The organism is Streptomyces sp. C10-9-1 (assembly GCF_024497955.1).
Classification (GTDB): Bacteria; Actinomycetota; Actinomycetes; order Streptomycetales; family Streptomycetaceae; genus Streptomyces; species Streptomyces sanyensis.
The window spans coordinates 70,084-89,554 of record NZ_JANHKP010000003.1 but is presented as its reverse complement, the minus strand read 5'-3'; the positions used below and the strand labels follow the sequence as shown (position 1 = coordinate 89,554).

The 19,471-nt window shown below is 72.7% G+C and carries 19 protein-coding genes; 10 read left to right on the top strand and 9 right to left on the bottom strand.

The window, feature by feature from the left end; translation table 11 throughout:
• Positions 1-7 precede the first annotated feature (7 nt).
• The 4 genes from NPS70_RS04940 to NPS70_RS04925 all read right to left on the bottom strand — a co-directional run bounded on the left by NPS70_RS04940 (position 8) and on the right by NPS70_RS04925 (position 4,023).
• Positions 8-1,168, bottom strand: coding sequence for a hypothetical protein (locus NPS70_RS04940; protein WP_256522774.1), 1,161 nt, complete (start codon positions 1,166-1,168; stop codon positions 8-10).
• Entirely contained in the window at positions 1,150-1,878 is a 729-nt protein-coding gene (locus tag NPS70_RS04935) for an ABC transporter ATP-binding protein (protein ID WP_256522773.1), read from the bottom strand. Before NPS70_RS04935 ends, NPS70_RS04940 begins: the two co-directional genes overlap by 19 nt.
• A 259-nt stretch (positions 1,879-2,137) precedes the next feature.
• On the bottom strand, positions 2,138-3,526 hold the full coding sequence (locus NPS70_RS04930; RefSeq protein ID WP_256522772.1) for an aspartate aminotransferase family protein: 1,389 nt from the start codon (positions 3,524-3,526) through the stop codon (positions 2,138-2,140).
• Positions 3,511-4,023 (bottom strand): Lrp/AsnC family transcriptional regulator, encoded by a 513-nt coding sequence (locus tag NPS70_RS04925; RefSeq protein WP_256522771.1) that lies wholly within the window; start codon positions 4,021-4,023, stop codon positions 3,511-3,513. The genes NPS70_RS04930 and NPS70_RS04925 overlap by 16 nt, the downstream gene beginning before the upstream one ends.
• Positions 4,024-4,190: 167 nt before the next feature.
• Between NPS70_RS04925 and NPS70_RS04920 the strand changes: the two genes are divergently transcribed.
• Positions 4,191-5,630 carry a gamma-aminobutyraldehyde dehydrogenase gene (locus NPS70_RS04920; protein ID WP_256523055.1) on the top strand — a complete coding sequence of 480 codons (1,440 nt, stop codon included), beginning with the start codon at positions 4,191-4,193 and terminating at the stop codon, positions 5,628-5,630.
• Positions 5,631-5,741: 111 nt separating this feature from the next.
• On the opposite strand, the gene NPS70_RS04915 is transcribed toward NPS70_RS04920, so the two are convergent.
• Positions 5,742-6,296 carry a TetR/AcrR family transcriptional regulator gene (locus tag NPS70_RS04915; protein ID WP_256522770.1) on the bottom strand — a complete coding sequence of 185 codons (555 nt, stop codon included), beginning with the start codon at positions 6,294-6,296 and terminating at the stop codon, positions 5,742-5,744.
• Entirely contained in the window at positions 6,293-6,655 is a 363-nt protein-coding gene (locus tag NPS70_RS04910) for a DUF1304 domain-containing protein (protein WP_256522769.1), read from the bottom strand. The genes NPS70_RS04915 and NPS70_RS04910 overlap by 4 nt, the downstream gene beginning before the upstream one ends.
• A gap of 172 nt (positions 6,656-6,827) precedes the next feature.
• Between NPS70_RS04910 and NPS70_RS04905 the strand changes: the two genes are divergently transcribed.
• Positions 6,828-7,988 carry a spermidine/putrescine ABC transporter substrate-binding protein gene (locus NPS70_RS04905; RefSeq protein WP_256523054.1) on the top strand — a complete coding sequence of 387 codons (1,161 nt, stop codon included), beginning with the start codon at positions 6,828-6,830 and terminating at the stop codon, positions 7,986-7,988.
• 169 nt (positions 7,989-8,157) lie between these two features.
• On the opposite strand, the gene NPS70_RS04900 is transcribed toward NPS70_RS04905, so the two are convergent.
• Positions 8,158-8,895, bottom strand: a complete 738-nt coding sequence (locus NPS70_RS04900; protein WP_256522768.1) for a glycerophosphodiester phosphodiesterase — start codon at positions 8,893-8,895, stop codon at positions 8,158-8,160.
• A complete protein-coding gene (locus NPS70_RS04895; protein WP_256522767.1) occupies positions 8,892-9,917 on the bottom strand; it encodes an adenosine deaminase in 1,026 nt (341 codons plus the stop codon). Before NPS70_RS04895 ends, NPS70_RS04900 begins: the two co-directional genes overlap by 4 nt.
• Before the next feature lie 111 nt (positions 9,918-10,028).
• Here NPS70_RS04895 and NPS70_RS04890 point away from each other — a divergent pair, with 111 nt between their 5' ends.
• A complete protein-coding gene (locus tag NPS70_RS04890) occupies positions 10,029-10,727 on the top strand; it encodes a DUF4190 domain-containing protein (RefSeq protein ID WP_256522766.1) in 699 nt (232 codons plus the stop codon).
• Positions 10,728-10,828: 101 nt separating this feature from the next.
• Here the strand turns inward: NPS70_RS04890 and NPS70_RS04885 are convergent, their stop codons facing one another.
• Positions 10,829-11,374, bottom strand: coding sequence for an NADAR family protein (locus tag NPS70_RS04885; RefSeq protein ID WP_256522765.1), 546 nt, complete (start codon positions 11,372-11,374; stop codon positions 10,829-10,831).
• Between the two features lie 175 nt (positions 11,375-11,549).
• Between NPS70_RS04885 and NPS70_RS04880 the strand changes: the two genes are divergently transcribed.
• The 7 genes from NPS70_RS04880 (at position 11,550) to NPS70_RS04850 (ending at position 19,443) form a co-directional block, all read left to right on the top strand.
• Entirely contained in the window at positions 11,550-13,067 is a 1,518-nt protein-coding gene (locus tag NPS70_RS04880) for a gamma-aminobutyraldehyde dehydrogenase (protein ID WP_256522764.1), read from the top strand.
• Between the two features lie 71 nt (positions 13,068-13,138).
• Positions 13,139-14,386, top strand: coding sequence for a spermidine/putrescine ABC transporter substrate-binding protein (locus tag NPS70_RS04875; protein ID WP_256522763.1), 1,248 nt, complete (start codon positions 13,139-13,141; stop codon positions 14,384-14,386).
• A gap of 39 nt (positions 14,387-14,425) precedes the next feature.
• Positions 14,426-15,577, top strand: coding sequence for an ABC transporter ATP-binding protein (locus tag NPS70_RS04870; protein WP_256522762.1), 1,152 nt, complete (start codon positions 14,426-14,428; stop codon positions 15,575-15,577).
• The gene (locus NPS70_RS04865; protein WP_256522761.1) at positions 15,574-16,503 is read left to right on the top strand and encodes an ABC transporter permease; all 930 of its coding nucleotides are present in this window, start codon (positions 15,574-15,576) and stop codon (positions 16,501-16,503) included. Before NPS70_RS04870 ends, NPS70_RS04865 begins: the two co-directional genes overlap by 4 nt.
• Positions 16,503-17,300, top strand: coding sequence for an ABC transporter permease (locus NPS70_RS04860; RefSeq protein WP_256522760.1), 798 nt, complete (start codon positions 16,503-16,505; stop codon positions 17,298-17,300). Before NPS70_RS04865 ends, NPS70_RS04860 begins: the two co-directional genes overlap by 1 nt.
• A gap of 33 nt (positions 17,301-17,333) precedes the next feature.
• Positions 17,334-18,746, top strand: a complete 1,413-nt coding sequence (locus NPS70_RS04855) for an FAD-binding oxidoreductase (protein ID WP_256522759.1) — start codon at positions 17,334-17,336, stop codon at positions 18,744-18,746.
• 211 nt (positions 18,747-18,957) lie between these two features.
• Entirely contained in the window at positions 18,958-19,443 is a 486-nt protein-coding gene (locus NPS70_RS04850) for a hypothetical protein (RefSeq protein ID WP_256522758.1), read from the top strand.
• Positions 19,444-19,471: the final 28 nt, after the last annotated feature.

Sequence of the window (19,471 nt, the reverse complement as noted above, 5' to 3'; positions counted from 1 at the left end):
GCGGCCCTCAGAGGGCCAGCGGTGCGGCGGCCAGCACGGCCACCAGCCACGTGACCGCACCGAAGACCAGCAGCAGTGCCGCCGTCCGCAGTGCGGCGGCCCGCCGCAGTGCCGCCGCGGGGGTCCCCGCCCTCAGCAGCGCGGCGCGCAGGGTGCTCCGGGAACGGCGGGCGTCGAGCAGCGCGGTGAGCAGGGCCGCGCCGGTGCACCCCACGACCAGGGCGGCGCCGAGGACGCTGAGCGGCCCCCACTGCCGGGGCACGTCGCCGTAGACCGTCGCGGCGGCCAGTGCCCCGGAGGCCACCGCGCTGACCACGCCCAGCGGCCTGCCGATCCGCCGGGACTGCGTCATGAGGACCCGCCCGGCCAGCATCCGGGTGGCGCCCGGGCGGACGGCCTGCACCAGCCGGCCGCAGAGGTGGGCGAGCGCCGGTCCGGCGAGCCACAGCCCCACCGCCGTGAGCGACCAGCCGGCGAGCACCCCGGCGGGATGCCCCTCGACGCGGCCGGGCAGCGGCAGCACCCGGCCGGAGGCGCCCCCGCTCGCATAGGTCTCCACCGCCAGTCCGGCGGCGACCAGGGCGATTCCCCAGGGCAGCCCGCCCGGGGCGTCCACCGGGGCCTCGCCTTCCTCGCCCCCCGCGGCCGCCTCGGGCCCGCGGCCGGGCCGCAGCGCCAGGGCGGCGGCCGTGGACGCGGCGAGCGGGACCAGGGCGAGCAGCAGCAGGGCCGCGCCCAGCGGAAGCGATTCGCCTGCGGCGAGCAGCTCCGCGGCGGCCCCGTCGAAGGGCAGTCCGGTGAGGTCCCCGCGCAGGTGGAGGAAGAAGAGCAGGGCCACGGAGCTGCCGAGCGTCGCGGCGACGGCCGTGGTCGCCGCGGCGGCCGCGGCCAGCCGGGCGGGGCCGAGGCCCACCGAGGACAGGCCCGGCCGCGGTCGGCTGCCGGGGTCGCTGCGGGCGGCCGCCACCGCGAAGTACACGGTGGCGGCCAGGGGCACCAGGCACCACAGCAGCCGCAGCGCCGCGGCCCCCGACTCGGCGGGGTGGGACAGGGCGTAGGCGAGCGCGCACAGCAGCAGGAAGCCGACCCCGGCCGATGCGGCGGCCACCAGCAGGCGGCGCAGCTGGACGGCCGCGTGCCCGCCGCGGGCTAGACGGAGAGCGAGCACGCGGCCCGGCCTTCCGCTGCGGGGGTGGCGGTGCTGCCGGTGCGGCGGCCGTCGAGGACCGTCAGGATGCGGTCGGCCACGGCGGCGGTCTCCGGGTCGTGGGTGGCGAGCACCATGGTCATCCGGTGCGAGCGGGCGGCGGCCGTCACCGTGCGCAGCACGTGCGCGGCGTCGGCGCTGTGCAGCGCGGCTGTCGGCTCGTCGGCGAAGAGCACCTCGGGCTCGCCGACCAGGGCCCGGGCCACGGCGACGCGCTGCTGCTCCGCGCGGACCAGGGCGTGGGGCCGCTTGCGGGCCGCGCCCCCGACGTCGAGGCGCTCCATCCACTCCAGGGCCGCGGCCTTGGCCGCCCTGCGCCCGACTCCCCGGAGCAGCAGGGGGAGTGCCGCGTTCTCCCAGGCCGTGAGTTCGGGCACCAGGGCGGGCACGGGGTCGATCCAGCCGAACCGCTCGTGGCGCAGGCGCTCGCGCTGGAGCGGGGGCAGGCTGTGCACGGGGGAGCTGTTGAACCACACCTCGCCCTGCTGCGGGACGAGTTGCCCGGAGAGGCACTGGAGCAGGGTGGTCTTCCCGCTGCCGCGGGGGCCGCACACGGCGAGGATCTCGCCCTCCCGGACGCCGAGCGACACGCCGGCCAGGGCCGGGGAACCGCGGTGGGCGTGGTGCAGGGAGCGAGCCCAGATCACATCGTTGTCCGGCGGGGCCACCATCGTGTACTCCTCGCTGCTGATCGGATTTCCGGACCCCCGTACGGGGGAACGAAGACCGGTCCGAAGGGTCACTGGGCACGGTAAGGACTCGTCGCCGGGGTGCAGGGAAGCACGCGGCCCGGGCGCCGCCCATCTCACTCGGATGGGGGCACCCGGGCCGTGTGCCGGGGAGCGCGGCGGGGCCGGGCCGGGGGCCTCCCTGCTGACGCGTCACGCGAGGCGTGCGGGGCCGGGCCCGCGCCCGAGCCCGGCGGGGAGGTCAGAGCCTGGTCCATGCCTCCGTGAGCACGCCGCGCAGGATCTGCTCGATCTCGTCGAAGGTCGACTGGTCGGAGATCAGCGGCGGCGCCAGCTGGACGACCGGGTCGCCGCGGTCGTCGGCGCGGCAGTAGAGCCCGGCGTCGAAGAGCGCCTTGGACAGGAAGCCGTACAGGACGCGCTCGGTCTCCTCCTCGTTGAAGGACTCCTTGGTGTTCTTGTCCTTGACCAGCTCGATGCCGTAGAAGAAGCCGTTGCCCCGGACATCGCCGACGATCGGCAGGTCGTGCAGCTTCTCCAGGGTGGCGCGGAACGCGCCCTCGTTGTCGAGGACGTGCTGGTTCAGTCCCTCCTTCTCGAACAGGTCGAGGTTGGCGAGGCCCACCGCCGCGGAGACGGGGTGGCCGCCGAAGGTGTAGCCGTGCAGGAAGGTGTTGTCGCCCTTGTAGAAGGGCTCGGCGAGGCGGTCCGAGACGATGCAGGCGCCGATGGGGGAGTACCCCGAGGTCATGCCCTTGGCGCAGGTGATCATGTCGGGTACGTAGCCGAACTTGTCGCAGGCGAAGGTGGTGCCGAGCCGGCCGAAGGCGCAGATGACCTCGTCGGAGACGAGCAGCACGTCGTACCGGTCGCAGATCTCGCGCACCCGCTGGAAGTACCCGGGCGGGGGCGGGAAGCAGCCGCCCGCGTTCTGCACGGGCTCCAGGAAGACCGCGGCCACGGTGTCGGGGCCCTCGAAGAGGATCTGCTGCTCGATCTGGTCGGCGGCCCAGCGGCCGAAGGCCTCCGGGTCCTCGCCGTGGAGCGGGGCGCGGTAGATGTTGGTGTTCGGCACCTTGTGGGCGCCGGGTACCAGCGGCTCGAAGGGGGCCTTGAGCCCGGGCAGGCCGGTGATCGACAGGGCGCCCTGCGGGGTGCCGTGGTAGGCCACCGCACGGGAGATGACCTTGTACTTGGTCGGCTTGCCGATGAGCTTGAAGTACTGCTTGGCGAGCTTCCAGGCGGTCTCGACCGCCTCTCCGCCCCCGGTGGTGAAGAAGACCTTGTTCAGGTCGCCCGGGGCGGCGAGGGCCAGGCGCTCGGCGAGCTCGACCGCCTTGGGGTGGGCGTAGGACCACACGGGGAAGAAGGCCAGCTCCTTCGCCTGCCGGGCGGCCGTCTCGGCGAGCTCGTGCCTGCCGTGACCGGCCTGGACCACGAACAGCCCGGCGAGGCCGTCGAGGTAGCGCTTGCCCTTGTCGTCGTAGATGTAGGTGCCCTCGCCGCGCACGATGGTGGGAACGGGGGCGTTCTCGTACGACGACATGCGGGTGAAGTGCATCCACAGGTGGTCGTAGGCGGACTTGGAGAGGTCGCTGCGGTCCTGGCTCACGGCTATCGGGTTCCCCACATGTAGGTCTGCTTCTTGAGCTTGAGGTAGACGAAGCTCTCGGTGGAGCGCACGCCGGGGAGCGCGCGGATCCGCTTGTTGATCACTTCGAGCAGGTGGTCGTCGTCCTCGCAGACGATCTCGACCATCAGATCGAACGAGCCCGCGGTCATGACCACGTACTCGCACTCGGCCATCGCCGTGAGCGCGTCGGCGACGTGGTCGAGGTCCCCCTCGACCTTGATGCCGACCATCGCCTGGCGCCGCAGGCCCACGGTGAGAGGGTCGGTGACGGCGACGATCTGCATCACGCCCTGTTCGAGCAGCTTCTGGACGCGCTGCCGTACGGCCGCCTCGGACAGGCCGACGGCCTTGCCTATCGCGGCGTACGGACGGCGACCGTCCTCCTGGAGCTGTTCGATGATCGCGAGGGATACGGAGTCGATCGTCGGCGACGACGCGCTGCCGGTCCCGTTCCTGGAATCTGCGCTACGGCTGGCCACGGACTCACTTTGCACCGGGACTCGTTGGTCTGGCAAGCCCCGACCGATGAAATTCGTTGTTCACAGCTATCAATCTCACCGAATCCGAAGTTGTGGAGGGTCGGGCCTGTTGAAAGCGTCGACACTCCGATTAGGGTGGTGGTGTCTCACCCATCGGACATCTGACAGGAGGGGTGGCAACAGTGACCACCGAGCTGCGTCGTCTGCGCAACTACATCAACGGGGAGTTCAAGGACGCCGCCGACGGCCGCACCATCGACGTCGTCAACCCGGTCACCGGAGAGGCGTACGCGACCTCCCCGCTGTCCGGCCAGGCCGATGTCGACGCGGCCATGGACGCTGCGGCAGCCGCCTTCCCCGCCTGGCGCGACACCACGCCCGCAGAGCGCCAGAAGGTGCTCCTGAAGATCGCGGACGCCTTCGAGGAGCGGGCGGAGGAGCTGATCGAGGCCGAGTCGGAGAACACCGGCAAGCCGCTCGGGCTCACCCGCACCGAGGAGATCCCGCCGATGGTGGACCAGATCCGCTTCTTCGCGGGCGCCGCACGGCTGCTGGAAGGCCGCTCCGCGGGCGAGTACATGGAGGGGCTGACCTCCATCGTCCGCCGCGAGCCGGTGGGCGTGTGCGCGCAGGTCGCCCCGTGGAACTACCCGATGATGATGGCGGTGTGGAAGTTCGCCCCGGCCATGGCCGCCGGCAACACCGTGGTGCTCAAGCCCTCCGACACCACTCCGGCCTCGACGGTCCTCATGGCCGAGATCATCGGTGCCATCGCCCCCAAGGGCGTCTTCAACGTGGTGTGCGGCGACCGCGACACCGGCCGCATGATGGTCGAGCACCCGACGCCCGCCATGGCCTCCATCACCGGTTCGGTCCGCGCGGGCATGCAGGTCGCCGCCTCGGCCGCCAAGGACGTCAAGCGCGTGCACCTGGAGCTCGGCGGCAAGGCCCCGGTGGTGGTGTTCGAGGACACCGACATCGCCAAGGCCGTCGAGGACATCTCGGTGGCCGGGTTCTTCAACGCCGGGCAGGACTGCACGGCCGCCACCCGCGTCCTGGTCCACGAGTCGATCCACGACGAGTTCGTCTCGGCGCTCGCGAAGGCCGCGTCCGAGACGAGGACCGGCGCCCCGGACGACGAGGACGTGCTGTACGGCCCGCTGAACAACGCCAACCAGCTCGCCCAGGTGTCCGGCTTCATCGACCGCCTCCCGGCGCACGCCAAGGTGGAGGCCGGTGGCCGGCGGGTCGGCGACAAGGGCTACTTCTACGCCCCGACGGTGGTCTCCGGCCTCAGGCAGGACGACGAGATCATCCAGAACGAGGTCTTCGGCCCCGTGATCACCGTGCAGTCCTTCACCGACGAGGCGCAGGCCGTCACCTGGGCGAACGACGTGGACTACGCGCTGGCCTCCTCGGTGTGGACCAAGGACCACGCGCGGGCGATGCGCCTGTCCAAGGCCCTGGACTTCGGGTGCGTGTGGATCAACACCCACATCCCGCTGGTCGCGGAGATGCCGCACGGAGGCTTCAAGAAGTCCGGCTACGGCAAGGACCTCTCGGCCTACGGCTTCGAGGACTACACCCGCATCAAGCACGTGATGACCTCGCTCGACGCCTGAGGCGCGACCGCCGCGAAGGGGCGGGTCCGGGGTCGGCGCACCCCGGGTCCGCCCCTTCGGGCCGTCGGCCGGTCCTCCCGGCGGGTTCCGCTCGCGGTCGGGGCGGGTGCGTCAGGGCAGGGGGGTGCGGTGCAGGGAGATCAGCAGGCGCCAGGTGAGGTGGGCCATCTCCTCGGGGCCCCGGTCCGGGTCCCCGTGGAGCCAGTCCGCCAGCAGCCCGGTGAAGGCGGCCGCCACCGCCGAGGCCACCACCTCGGGGGCGGGAGCGCCCGCCAGTTCCCGCTCGCGCCGGCTGCGGGCCCGCAGCTCCCGGTGGAGCAGCTCGCCGAGGGGCCCTCCGCCGCCCTCCCGGAGCAGCGCCCGGTGCAGCGGAGCCTGCAGGTGCAGTTCGCGGAAGAACTCCGTGAGAGGACCGGGCGGCGCCCCGGGGTCGGGCGTCCCGCGCCATGCGTGCAGCGCGTCGACCGCCTCCCGCACGACCTGCGCGCAGGCGTCGACGGCGAGGGCCTCCAGGTCCGGGTAGTGGAGGTAGAACGTGGCGCGGCCGACTCCCGCGCGGCGCACGACGGCGGCCACGCTGACCTCCGCCAGCGGCCGCTCGGCGCACTCCCCGAGCAGTGCCGCCCGCAGCCTGGTGCGGGTGCGCTCGGCCCGTGCGTCGCTCACCGGGCCACCAGCACCGCGGCGAGGGCGACCGCGCCGGGCAGCGCCTGTGCGAAGAGGATGCGCCGGTTGGCGGTCAGGCTCCCGTAGACGCCGGCCACCACCACGCAGGTCAGGAAGAACACCTGCACCCGGTGGCCGGTGGGGTCGGCCGCGACGAGGCCCCACACCAGCCCGGCGGCCAGGAACCCGTTGTACAGGCCCTGGTTGGCGGCCAGCGGTGCCGTGGCGCGGGCCATGGCCGGGTCGAACCCGGAGAGCGAGCGGCCGGGGCGGCGCTCCCACAGGAACATCTCCAGCACCAGGATCCAGGCGTGCAGTGCGGCGACCAGGCCGACGAGCACCTGCGCGATGAGGGTCACGGGACTCCCTTTCGTGGACAGGTGTCCAACAATACTGGACACTTGTCCATGAGGGCAGAGGGAGATCGACACCTCGACCGCCGTGCGCGGGCAGAGGTCGACGCAGCGTCCATTGCCCGCCGCGCCCGCCGGGCGCCATCCTGCGGGCGTGACGGCGACCCGGAAGCACCTCCTGTCCCGCCGGACCCTCCTCGGCGCCCTCGGCGCGGGAGGCGCCGGCCTCGCACTGTCCGCCTGCGGCGTGCCGCCGGCCCGGGTGGCGCCGGGGGACCGTGCCCGCAGCGACCTCTCCGAGGCGGAGCCCCGCGTGGACTTCGCCAACTGGCCGCTCTACATCGACGTCGACGAGGAGACCTCCCGGCGCCCCACCCTCGACGCCTTCACCCGCCGCACCGGGATCTCCGTCCGCTACCGCGAGGAGATCAACGACAACGACGAGTTCTTCGGCAAGATCGGCCCGTCGCTGATCAACCGCCAGGAGACCGGCCGCGACCTCGTCGTGGTCAGCGACTGGATGGCCGCCCGCTTCGTCCGGCTCGGCTGGGTGCAGGAGATGGACCGCTCCCGGCAGCCCAACGTGGCGCGGCACCTCGACCCGCAGCTGCTGGACCCGGCCTTCGACGAGGGCCGGCGCAGCAGCGTCCCCTGGCAGAGCGGCATCACGGGCATCGCCTACGACCGCCGCCGACTCGGCCGGGAGATCCGCGCCACCGCCGACCTGTGGGCGGACGACCTGCGCGGCAGGGTCACCCTGCTGTCCGGGCTCGACGAGGCGTTCGGGATGCTGATGCAGGGCGACGGCGTGGACATCACCCGCTGGCGCGCCGACGACTTCCACCGGATGTGCGAGCACGTCGAGGAGCTGGTGGACCGCCGTCACATCCGGCGCTTCACGGGCAACGACTACATCAAGGACCTCGCCTCCGGCGACGTCCTCGCCTGCCAGGCGTACTCCGGCGACGTCATCCAACTCCAGGCGGACAACCCGGACATCGCCTTCGTCGTGCCCGAGGAGGGCGGCGAGCTGTGGTCAGAGAGCCTGCTGATCCCCAACCGGGCCCGCCACAAGGCCAACGCCGAGCGCCTGGTCGACCACTACTACGACCCGGAGACCGCCGCCGCACTGGCCGCCTGGGTCAACTACGTCTGCCCGGTACCCGCCGCGCGCGAGGTGCTGGCCTCCTCCGGCGACGAGGAGACCGCCGCGCTCGCCGAGGACCCGCTGATCTTCCCGGACGCGGCCATGCGCGCCCGGCTGGCGATCGCGCGGGACATCACCCCGCGCGAGCGCAGGGAGCTGGCGCGGCGGTGGAACACGATGGTGGGGCTGTGAGGCGGTAGCGGCGGCGCGGTCGAGCGGTTGCACGACGTCCGGACGCCCAGGGCACGTACCTGCCGGTCGTACGGGAGGAGCAGGGCGTGCCGACCGTTGCCGACTCCGGCATCGGCGACGGCCGGTGACGGGACGCGTGCCCGCCGTCCCGATCCCGTCCCGACGTCGCTCAGCCCCGGCGCCCCCGGTCGAGCACCCCGCGCAGGACGTCCGGCCGGTTCGTGGTGACGGAGTCCACACCGCAGCCCACCAGCCGGCGCATCGAGCGCCGGGTGTCGGCCGTCCAGGCCGACACCAGCAGCCCCCGGGCGTGCACCCGCTCCACCAGCTCCGGGCCGAGCAGCCCGAAGCGGTAGTTGAGCAGCCGCGGACGGACCGCGTCCAGCACCACGGGCCGGGGCGGGGCCAGGGTCGTCCAGGTGAGCGAGATCTCCGCCTCGGGGTCCGCCGCCCGGACCGCCAGCATCGCGGAGGTGCCCGCGCAGTAGGCGACGCCGCCCTCGGCCCCGGCCTCGTGTACCGCGCCCACCACCGCCCGGGCGGTTCGGCCGTCGACCTCGCCGGGCAGGTCCAGCAGCAGCCGCCGCCCGTCCGCCGCCTCCAGGGCCTCCGCCAGGGTGGGCACACCGCCGCCCGTCAGCTCACGGAGTTCGGCGGCGGTCAGCCGGGCAAGGGTCCGCTCATGGCCCCACAGCCGTTCCAGCGTGGCGTCGTGCAGCAGTACCGGTACCCGGTCCCGGGTGAGCCGTACGTCCACCTCGACCTGGTCCGCGCCCCGTTCGAAGGCCGCCTGGAGCGACGGGAGGGTGTTCTCCCGGAAGCGGTAGGGGTCGCCGCGGTGGCCGACGACGGTGACCTGCCGCTCCTCGTCCCCGGGCACCCGCGGGGTCCGGGCCGCAGCGGTCACCGGGCGAGCCAGGCGGTCGTGTAGGCGTCGATCTCGGCGGCGATGCGCGCCTTGCCCTCGGTGTCGAGGAAGGACGCCTCCACCGCGTTCTTCGCCAACTCGGCCACCCCCCGCTCGTCGAGGCCGAGGAGCCCGGCGGCCACCGCGTACTCGGAGTTGAGGTCGGTGCCGAACATGGGCGGGTCGTCGCTGTTGACCGTCACGAGCACACCCGCCGCGACCATCTCGCGGATCGGGTGCCGCTCGAGGTCGTCGACCGCCCGGGTGGCGATGTTGGACGTGGGGCACACCTCCAGCGGGATGCGGTGCTCCGCGAGGTGGGCCAGCAGGGAGGCGTCCCGCACCGAGCTGGTGCCGTGCCCGATGCGCTCGGCGCCCAGCTCGTTCAGGGCGTCCCACACCGTCTCCGGGCCGGTGGTCTCCCCGGCGTGCGGCACGGAGTGCAGTCCTGCCGCCCGGGCGCGGTCGAAGTACGGCTTGAACTGCGGGCGGGGGACGCCGATCTCCGGGCCGCCGAGACCGAAGGAGACCAGCCCCTCGGGCCGGAGGTCCACCGCCAGGCGCGCGGTCTCCTCGGCCGCCTCCAGTCCCGCCTCGCCGGGGATGTCGAAGCACCAGCGCAGCACGACGCCGAGGTCCTGCTCCGCCGCCGTGCGGGCGTCCTCGATGGCCGCCATGAAGGACTTCTCCTCGATCCCGCGCCGCGTGGAGCTGAACGGTGTGACGGTCAGCTCGGCGTACCGGATGTTCTGCCGGGCCATGTCACGGGCCACCTCGTAGGTGAGCAGCCGCACGTCGTCCGGGGTGCGCACCAGGTCCACGACCGAGAGGTAGACCTCGATGAAGTGGGCGAAGTCGGTGAAGGTGAAGTACTCGGCCAGCGCCTGCGGGTCCTGGGGAACCGCGGAGTCCGGGTGGCGCGCGGCGAGCTCGGAGACGATCCGGGGCGAGGCGGACCCGACATGGTGGACATGCAGCTCCGCCTTGGGCAGTCCCGCGATGAAGGGGTGCAGATCGGCCATGGGGTACCTCCGTGTGACGTGCGGCGCTGCGTGTCCGGGGATCATCGTAGGCGGCCGGGGTGCGCGCGGACCGAGGCCGTAGCATGGCCGGATCACCAATGGGGGAGAGGAATGTCTGACAATCAGGACCCCGCGGGCGCACCGCAGCCGCACGACCCCTGGGCGCCGCCGTCCGGGGCGGAGGCCCTCGGGCGGGTGCCGCTGGACAAGCCCGGGGCGACGCCCCCGCCCTCGGGCGTGCACGACCAGGCCACCGTCACCGGTATGCCGGGAGCGGGCGAGCCGGGGTCGGTGCCGGCGCCCCCGCCGGCCCCCGGTGGCTACGGCTACCCCGGCGGCGGCACCGTCCCGCCGCCGCCCTCCGCGGCGGCCCAGGGCGGCTTCGGCGCGCCCGCCGACCCCTACGGGGGCACGGGCGCCCCGGGCTATCCGGCGCCCTACACCCAGCCCGCCGGCGTCTGGGCCCCGCAGCCCGCCAACGGCCTGGGCATCACCGCGATGGTGCTCGGCATCGTGTCGATCCCGCTGTTCTGCGTGTACGGCGTCGTGAGCATCGTCCTCGGCATCCTCGGGGTGGTCTTCGGCGTCCTGGGCCGCAAGCGGGCCCAGCGCGGCGAGGCCACCAACGGCGGGATGGCGCTGGCGGGGATCATCACCGGAGCCGTGGGCATCGTCCTCGGCGTCCTCATGATCGTCCTGGTCGCCTGGGGCATCACCACCGCGATCAACGAGGAGCGGTACAGCGGCGACACCGACGGCTGGGACTCCGGCCCCTACTCGAACCAGCTGGTCGTCGACGACCGCGGCTGAACCGGCGTCGCGCCGCGTACGGGGCGGGGTCCTCCGGGCGGAGGGTCCCGCCCCGCACACGTGTTCCGGGCCCCCGCGGTGCGGGGTCCGGCGGCTTCCCCCTACCGGCGCCGCAGCTCCTCACGGGCCTCCATCAGGGCGAAGCCCAGCAGATTGAGCCCGGGCCACCGCGCCGGGTCCTCGCAGCGCTCGTCGTCGGCCGCCAGGCCGATGCCCCAGATCCGGTCCACCGGACTGGCCTCGACCAGCACGCGCTCCCCCGTGCCCAGCAGGAATCCCCGCAGCCCGGCGTCCTGCCCGAACTTGTGCACGCTGCCTTCGCGCACGATGCGCGAACGCGCCCGCCGCCACACCGCCTCGTCGAAGCCGCGGACCCTCCTGCCGGCCTTCTTCGCCGCGGCCGGGTGGGCCGCCGCCAGCACCGCCCGCTCGCCCTCGGCGTCCTCGAAGAGCCGGGCCTTGGCGGCCATCATCCAGTGCTCGGCGGTGGCGTAGCGCACCCCGGCGACCTCGAAGGGCGACGGCCACCACTGGCTCAGGCAACCCGGCCCGAGGGTGCCGTCCCGGCGTGGCGCATGGCCCCAGAACGGCAGGTACTTGATTCGCTGTCCCGCGGCGGCACGCCTGATCAACTCGTCCTTCCCCATGCACGGGAGTCTGGCAGCCGCCACGGACACTGCGTACGGGGATCCGGTCGCGGAATCGACAACTGGTCGACCGATTCCGTCGCGTAATCAAAAGGCAACAACGGAATCCCTTGTTGCATGGGTCACCCTCTGCCAGGATCGGCACTCACATCGAGCTGGAACAACGGAGAGCGTCATGGGCAATCCCGACCGGGTGCAGGACCGCTTCGCCGCCGGTGCGCAGTACATCGCCGGACGGCTGCGCCCCGGCACCTCCGGGCGGACACAGGACGTCGTCGACCCCGCCACGGGCGAGACGCTGTACCGCTACGACCTCGCGGGCACCGCCGACGTCGACGCGGCCGTCCGCGCGGCGCGCACCGCCCTGCCGGAGTGGGCCGGGGCGAGCCCGGGCGAGCGCTCGGACGCCCTGCACCGCCTCGCCGCCGTCCTCGCGGACCGCGCCGAGGAGCTCGCGCACACCGAGACCCTCCAGTGCGGCAAGCCGATCAGGCTCAGCCGCGAGTTCGACGTCCCGGGCACCGTGGACAACACGGCCTTCTTCGCCGGCGCCGCACGCCACCTCCAGGGCCAGGCGGCCGGCGAGTACAGCCCCGACCACACGTCCTACGTGCGCAGGGAGCCGATCGGCGTCGTCGGGTCGATCGCCCCCTGGAACTACCCGCTCCAGATGGCCGCCTGGAAGATCCTCCCGGCCGTCGCCGCAGGAAACACCATCGTCCTCAAACCCGCCGAGATCACCCCCCTGACCTCGCTCCTCTTCGCGGAGGCCGCCTCCGCGGCGGGCATCCCGGACGGTGTCGTCAACATCGTCGGCGGCGCAGGCCGGGACGCGGGAGAACACCTCGTCGGCCACCCCGGCATCGCCATGACCTCCTTCACCGGGTCCACCGCCGTGGGCCGGCGCGTCGCCGAGCTGGCGACCGCCGGCGTCAAACGCCTCCACCTGGAACTGGGAGGCAAGGCCCCCTTCCTGGTCTTCGACGACGCCGACCTGGAGGCCGCGGCCCACGGAGCCGTGGCCGGCGCGCTGATCAACTCCGGCCAGGACTGCACCGCCGCCACCCGCGCCTATGTGCAGCGCCCCCTGTACGAGGCCTTCGTGGCCGCCGTCGCCGACCTGATGGCCACCGTGCGCCTGGGCGATCCGCTCGACCCCGCCACCGACCTCGGCCCGCTGGTCTCCCACGCGCACCGCGGGCGGGTGGCCGGCTTCGTGGAGCGCGCCCGCGGCTACGCCACCGTGGTCACCGGCGGCGAGGCCCCCGGCGGCGCACTCGCCCGCGGCGCCTACTACCGCCCCACGCTGATCACCGGCGCCGCGCAGGACAGCGAGGCCGTCCGCTCCGAGATCTTCGGCCCGGTGCTGGTGGTCCTCCCCTTCGACGGCGACGACGAGGGCATCGCCCTCGCCAACGACACCCCCTACGGCCTCGCGGCCTCCGCCTGGAGCCGCGACGTCTACCGCGCGGGCCGTGCCACCCGCGAGATCCAGGCGGGCTGCGTGTGGGTCAACGACCACATTCCGATCATCAGCGAGATGCCGCACGGCGGCTACAAGGCCTCGGGCTACGGCAAGGACATGTCGGCGTACTCCTTCGAGGAGTACACGCAGGTCAAGCACGTGATGTACGACAACACCGCGGTGGCCAGGAAGGACTGGCACCGCACCGTCTTCGGGGACCGACCGTAACGAAGCACCGGCCGTCGCCGCGAGGGACCAGCCCGCGGCGGGCGGCCGACCCACCCGAAAGGGCAAGCGCCATGGAGCAGTACCAGCCCGAACGCCTCTCGGCGGCCCAGATCGCCGCGATGCGGCGCAGCCTCACGAACGGCCGGGGCGCCCTCTCCCGCCGCTCACTGCTGCGCGCGACGGGCGCCGGCGCGCTCACCGCCGGCGGTGCCGGCCTGCTGAGCGCGTGCGGCATCCCGCCCGCCAGAAGGGAGCCCGGGGCGGCCGAGTCGGACGACCGCTCGGACCAGGAGAAGCGCCTGTCCTTTTCCAACTGGACCGAGTACATGGACATCAGCGACGACGGCAAGACGCGGCCGACGCTGGCCGAGTTCACCAGGCGCACCGGCATCGCCGTGAAGTACACCGAGGACATCAACGACAACGTCGAGTTCTTCGGCAAGATCCAGCCGCAGCTCGCCGCCGGGCAGGACACCGGCCGGGACCTGGTCAACGTCACCGACTGGCTGGCCGCCCGCATGATCCGGCTCGGCTGGGCGCAGAAGCTCGACCCCTCGCTGCTCCCGAACGCCTACGCCAACCTGGCTCCGCAGTTCCGCAGCCCCGACTGGGACCCGGGCCGGGCCTACAGCTACCCGTGGACCGGTATCCCCGCCGTCATCGCCTACAACATCAAGGCCACCGGCGGCCGCCGCGTCACGTCCGTCTCGCAGCTCCTCGACGACCCCCGGCTCAGCGGCCGGGTGAGCCTGCTCACCGAGATGCGCGACACCGTCGGCCTGACCCTGCTCGACATGGGCAAGGACCCGGGCAAGGTCACCGACGCGGACTACGACGCGGCGCTCGCCCGGCTGCAGAAGGCCGTGGACCGCAAGCAGATCCGCCGGTTCACCGGCAACGACTACACCTCGGACCTCGACAAGGGCGACATCGCGGCCTGCATCGCCTGGGCCGGCGACCTGATCCAGCTCCAGGTGGACAACCCCGACATCCGCTACACCGTCCCCGAGGCGGGCTACATGACCGCCACCGACAACCTGCTCGTCCCCGCCCAGGCGCGGCACAAGGCCAACGCCACCCGCCTGATCGACTACTACTACGAGCTGCCCGTCGCGGCGCAGCTCGCCGCCTACATCAACTACGTCACCCCGGTCGCCGGCGTGGGCCCCGAGCTCGCCAGGATCGACCCGGAGCTGGCGAGCAACCCGCTGATCCTCCCGGACGAGGCCATGGCGGCCAAGTCCCACTCCTTCCGCTCGCTCAGCAGCGAGGAGGAGACGGCGTACGAGGAGAAGTTCGCCGGGCTCATCGGAGCCTGACCCGCCCGCCATCGGACCGACACACCTGGGACGCGACCCATGACAGACACCACCGCGGGCGGGGACGTCCGCCTCGCCGGGATCAGCAAGACCTACGGCTCCTTCACCGCCGTCCACCCGCTGGACCTGACCGTGCCGCAGGGCTCCTTCTTCGCCCTGCTCGGAGCCTCCGGCTGCGGCAAGACCACCACCCTGCGCATGATCGCGGGCCTGGAGGACCCCACCACCGGGACCGTCTCGCTCGGCGAGCGGGACGTGACCGCGCTGCCGCCGCACAAGCGGCCGGTCAACACCGTCTTCCAGAGCTACGCGCTCTTCCCGCACCTCGACATCCACGAGAACATCGCCTTCGGCCTGCGCCGCCGCGGCGTCGCCTCGGTGAAGAAGCAGGTCGCCGAGATGCTGGACCTCGTCCAGCTCGGCGACTTCGCCCACCGCAAGCCGCACCAGCTCTCCGGTGGGCAGCAGCAGCGCGTGGCCGTGGCCCGCGCCCTGATCAACCACCCGCAGGTCCTGCTGCTCGACGAGCCGCTCGGCGCCCTCGACCTCAAGCTGCGCCGCCAGATGCAGCTGGAGCTCAAGCGCATCCAGACCGAGGTCGGCATCACCTTCGTCCACGTCACCCACGACCAGGAGGAGGCCATGACCATGGCCGACACGGTCGCGGTCATGAACGGCGGCCGGGTCGAGCAGCTCGGCGCCCCCGCGGAGCTGTACGAGCGCCCGCGCACCACCTTCGTCGCCAACTTCCTCGGCTCCTCCAACCTGATCGAGGCCGAGGCCGTCGACACCGGGAGCGGAGAGGTGGTCGTCACCGCGGGCGGCGGCAAGCTCCGGCTGCCCGCGGACAGGTGCCCCGAGGGCGTCCGCACGGGCAGCAGGCTCCTCGTCGGCGTCCGCCCGGAGAAGATCGCCCTCACCCCCGCGGCGGAGGCCGACTCCGTGGCACCCGGACGCAACACCGTCACCGGCCGCATAGCCGCCTCGTCCTTCATCGGCGTCTCCACCCAGTACGTGGTGGAGAGCCCGGCGGGCAAGGCCCTGGAGGTCTACGTCCAGAACGTGGAGCACCGCGCCGGGCTGGTCCCGGGAGCCGAGGTCGTCCTGCACTGGAGCCCCGAGCACACCTTCGGCCTGGACGCCGCCCAGGACATCGCGGCCGGAGTGGAGTCCGTGGAGGAGACGCCGTGACCCTCACCGACGCGCCACCCGCGCCCCCCTCACCTCCGGCACCCGTCGTGCGCAGGATCCCCTCACGCCGCCGGCTCGTGCCCTACCTGCTGCTGCTCCCGGGCATCCTGTGGCTGCTGGTGTTCTTCGCGCTGCCGCTGCTCTACCAGGCGTCCACCTCGGTGCAGACCGGTTCCCTGGAGGAGGGCTACGAGGTCACCTGGCACTTCGCCACCTACTGGGAGGCGCTCGCCGAGTACTGGCCCCAGTTCCTGCGCTCGCTGCTCTACGCGGGAACGGCCACGGCCCTGTGCCTGCTGCTCGGCTACCCGCTGGCCTACCTGATCGCCTTCAAGGCCGGCCGCTGGCGCAACCTGCTGCTGGTCCTGGTGATCGCCCCCTTCTTCACCAGCTTCCTGATCCGCACACTCGCCTGGAAGACGATCCTCGCCGACGCCGGGCCCGTGGTGGACCTCCTGAACGCCCTCCACGTCCTCGACGTCACCTCCTGGCTCGGGCTCACCTCCGGGGAGCGGGTGCTGGCCACCCCGCTGGCGGTGGTCACCGGTCTGACCTACAACTTCCTGCCGTTCATGATCCTTCCGCTCTACACCTCGCTGGAGCGGATCGACCCCCGGCTCCACGAGGCGGCGGGCGACCTCTACGCGAGCCCCGCGACCGTCTTCCGCAAGGTGACCTTCCCGCTCTCCATGCCGGGTGTGGTCTCCGGGACGCTGCTGACCTTCATCCCCGCCAGCGGCGACTACGTCAACGCCGAACTGCTCGGCTCCACCGACACCCGCATGATCGGCAACGTCATCCAGTCCCAGTTCCTGCGGGTGCTGGACTACCCGACGGCCGCCGCCCTGTCGTTCATCCTCATGGCGGCCGTGCTCGTCTCGGTCACCGTCTACATCCGCCGCGCCGGAACGGAGGACCTGGTCTGATGCGTTGGCTCAAGCGCAACCTCGTGGTCCTGGCCGGTCTGCTCACCCTCGGCTACCTGATCGTCCCGAACATCGTCGTGCTGGTGTTCTCGTTCAACAAGCCGGCCGGACGCTTCAACTACTCCTGGCAGGAGTTCTCGACCGACGCCTGGACCGACCCCTGCGGCGTCGCCGACATGTGCGGCTCGCTCGCCCTCTCGCTCCAGATCGCCCTGTGGGCGACGATCGGCGCCACCGTGCTCGGCGCGATGATCGCCTTCGCCCTGGTCCGGTACCGCTTCCGCGCCCGCGGCACGATCAACTCCCTGATCTTCCTGCCGATGGCGATGCCCGAGGTCGTCATGGCGGCCTCGCTGCTCACCCTCTTCCTCAACCTGGGGGTGCAGCTGGGCTTCTGGACGATCCTCATCGCCCACACCATGTTCTGCCTCAGCTTCGTGGTGGTCGCCGTCAAGGCGCGGGTGATGTCCATGGACCCGAGACTGGAGGAGGCGGCGCGCGACCTGTACGCAGGCCCCTTCCAGACCTTCTGGCGGGTCACCCTCCCGATCGCCGCGCCCGGCATCGCCGCGGGCGCCATGCTCGCCTTCGCCCTGTCCTTCGACGACTTCATCATCACCAACTTCAACTCCGGCTCCACGGTCACCTTCCCGATGTTCGTCTGGGGCTCGGCGCAGCGCGGCACCCCGGTGCAGATCAACGTCATCGGCACGGCCATGTTCGTGATCGCCGTCCTGGTCGTGGTGGCCGGACAGGCGATCAGCAACCGGCGGCAGAAGTCCGCCCTGCCCAAGTAGGCCGCACCCGCGGCCGACGAAGGAGTGGAAACCATGGCCCCAGCAGCCATGACCTTTGCCTCGTCGCTCTCCGACGCCCAGCCCGTCGCCTTCTGGCTGGACGACCCCGGCAGGCCGGCCGCGCTGCCGGCGCTCACCGGCACCGAGCAGTGCGACCTGCTCGTGGTGGGGGGCGGCTACAGCGGCCTGTGGACCGCACTGCTCGCCAAGGAGCGCGATCCCGGCCGGGACGTCGTGCTCATCGAGGGCCGGGAGGCGGGCTGGGCCGCCTCCGGCCGCAACGGGGGGTTCTGTGCGGCCTCCCTCACCCACGGCCTCGGCAACGGTCTCGCCCGCTGGCCCGAGGAGATGCCGCTGCTGGAGGAGCTGGGCGCGCGCAACCTCGACGCCATCGGGGAGGCCGTCGCCCGCCACGGCATCGACTGCGACTTCGAGCGCACCGGTGAGATCGACGTCGCCACCGAGCCCCACCAGCTCCGCGAACTCCACGAGGTCCACGAGGAGGCGACCCGTCTGGGCTTCTCCGGCCGGGAGCTCCTCGACCGGGACGCCGTGCGCGCCGAGGTGGACTCGCCGACGTTCCTCGGCGGGCTGTGGGACCGCGACGGCGTGGCCATGCTGAACCCGGCCCGCCTCGCCTGGGGGCTCAAGCGGGCCTGCCGCGACCTCGGCGTCCGCGTCTACGAGAACACCCCGGGCCTCGACCTCGTCCGCCACGGTGCGGGGATGGCCGTCCGCACCCCCTACGGCCGCGTCCTCGCGCGCACGGTCGCGCTCGGCACCAACGTCTTCCCCTCCCTGGTGCGCCGCGTCCGCCCCTACACCGTGCCCGTCTACGACTACGCGCTGATGACCGAGCCGCTGAGCACGGAGCAGCTCGACTCCGTCGGCTGGAAGCGGCGGCAGGGGCTGGGCGACAGCGCCAACCGGTTCCACTACTTCCGCCTCACCGCCGACCACCGCATCCTGTGGGGCGGCTACGACGCGATCTACCCGTTCGGCGGCCGCCTCAGCGCCGAGCGGGACCACCGCCCCGAGACGTACCTGACCCTCGCCCGGAACTTCTTCCGGTGCTTCCCGCAGCTGGAGGGGGTGCGGTTCTCCCACGCCTGGGGCGGGGCGATCGACACCTGCTCGCGCTTCTCCGCGTTCTTCGGCACGGCCCACGCCGGGCGGGTCGCCTACGCCGCCGGGTACACCGGGCTCGGGGTCGGTGCGACCCGTTTCGGCGCCGAGGTGATGCTCGACCTCCTCGACGGCGCGGACACCGAGCGCACCCGGCTGGCGATGGTCCGCTCCAAGCCGCTGCCCTTCCCGCCCGAGCCCGTGGCCTGGGCGGGCATCGGCATCACCAAGTGGTCGATGGCCCGGGCCGACGCCAACGGCGGGCGGCGCAACCTCTGGCTGCGGGCGATGGACCGCCTGGGACTCGGTTTCGACAGCTGACCCGGCCGCCCGGGCCCGGGCGGTGCCCCGGGCCGGACCCCGCCCCCCTCCGGCCCGGACGGGGGCGGGGCGGCGGCCTGCCCGCGCCCGGTGCCGGGCGCGCCCGGAGGAATCCAGGTTCACCCCTACGAGTGAGCCGAATCCGCGTCATGAACGGTCCCTTCCGCTCTCTGTACAGGTGACGGCACGTACCGACAGAGGGAGAGACACCATGGACACGGGGGCGAAGAGCGCGGTGGAGTGGCTGGCCGGCGCGGCACCGGATCCCGACGCCTGCCGGTGGGCCTGGGAGCGCAGCGCCCTGGGGATCGCGCTGCTGCCGGCGGGCAGGCGCTGGGACGTCCTCATCCTCCCCGGTGAGCTGGGCTATCCCGCACTGGACGTCCTCACCCGGCTGGTGGCCCGGCCCGGCCCGGTGCTCGCGGATTCCGGCGAGGAGCGCACGGGCTTCTTCGTCCCGCCGGGCACGGCCGATCACTGGCTGGGATCAGGGGTGCGCACGGCCGGGTACGGCACCTGGATCGCGGTGCCGTACCCGGGGCGAGCCACCGGCAGGGTGCGCTGGCTGGTGGCCCCCGACGGCTCTGGGGCGCTGAACGACCCCGCCCTGCTCGAACTGGCCCTGCACGAGGCCGCGGCGGGGGTCGCGGAGGCGCGCAGGCGGGCCGGGAGGGGCCCGGAGGGAGCGGTCCGGTGAACGCCGTCCGGTGCCAGAGGTCTTGACA

What these genes read in the sequence shown, in the direction of transcription:
- NPS70_RS04885 (WP_256522765.1), bottom strand. Translation starts at nt 11,374, where the DNA reads ATGGGGAAGGACGAGTTGATCAGGCGTGCCGCCGCGGGACAGCGAATC.
- NPS70_RS04875 (WP_256522763.1), top strand. Translation starts at nt 13,139, where the DNA reads ATGGAGCAGTACCAGCCCGAACGCCTCTCGGCGGCCCAGATCGCCGCG.
- NPS70_RS04880 (WP_256522764.1), top strand. Translation starts at nt 11,550, where the DNA reads ATGGGCAATCCCGACCGGGTGCAGGACCGCTTCGCCGCCGGTGCGCAG.
- NPS70_RS04860 (WP_256522760.1), top strand. Translation starts at nt 16,503, where the DNA reads ATGCGTTGGCTCAAGCGCAACCTCGTGGTCCTGGCCGGTCTGCTCACC.
- NPS70_RS04935 (WP_256522773.1), bottom strand. Translation starts at nt 1,878, where the DNA reads ATGGTGGCCCCGCCGGACAACGATGTGATCTGGGCTCGCTCCCTGCAC.
- NPS70_RS04850 (WP_256522758.1), top strand. Translation starts at nt 18,958, where the DNA reads ATGGACACGGGGGCGAAGAGCGCGGTGGAGTGGCTGGCCGGCGCGGCA.
- NPS70_RS04895 (WP_256522767.1), bottom strand. Translation starts at nt 9,917, where the DNA reads ATGGCCGATCTGCACCCCTTCATCGCGGGACTGCCCAAGGCGGAGCTG.
- NPS70_RS04855 (WP_256522759.1), top strand. Translation starts at nt 17,334, where the DNA reads ATGGCCCCAGCAGCCATGACCTTTGCCTCGTCGCTCTCCGACGCCCAG.
- NPS70_RS04870 (WP_256522762.1), top strand. Translation starts at nt 14,426, where the DNA reads ATGACAGACACCACCGCGGGCGGGGACGTCCGCCTCGCCGGGATCAGC.
- NPS70_RS04890 (WP_256522766.1), top strand. Translation starts at nt 10,029, where the DNA reads ATGTCTGACAATCAGGACCCCGCGGGCGCACCGCAGCCGCACGACCCC.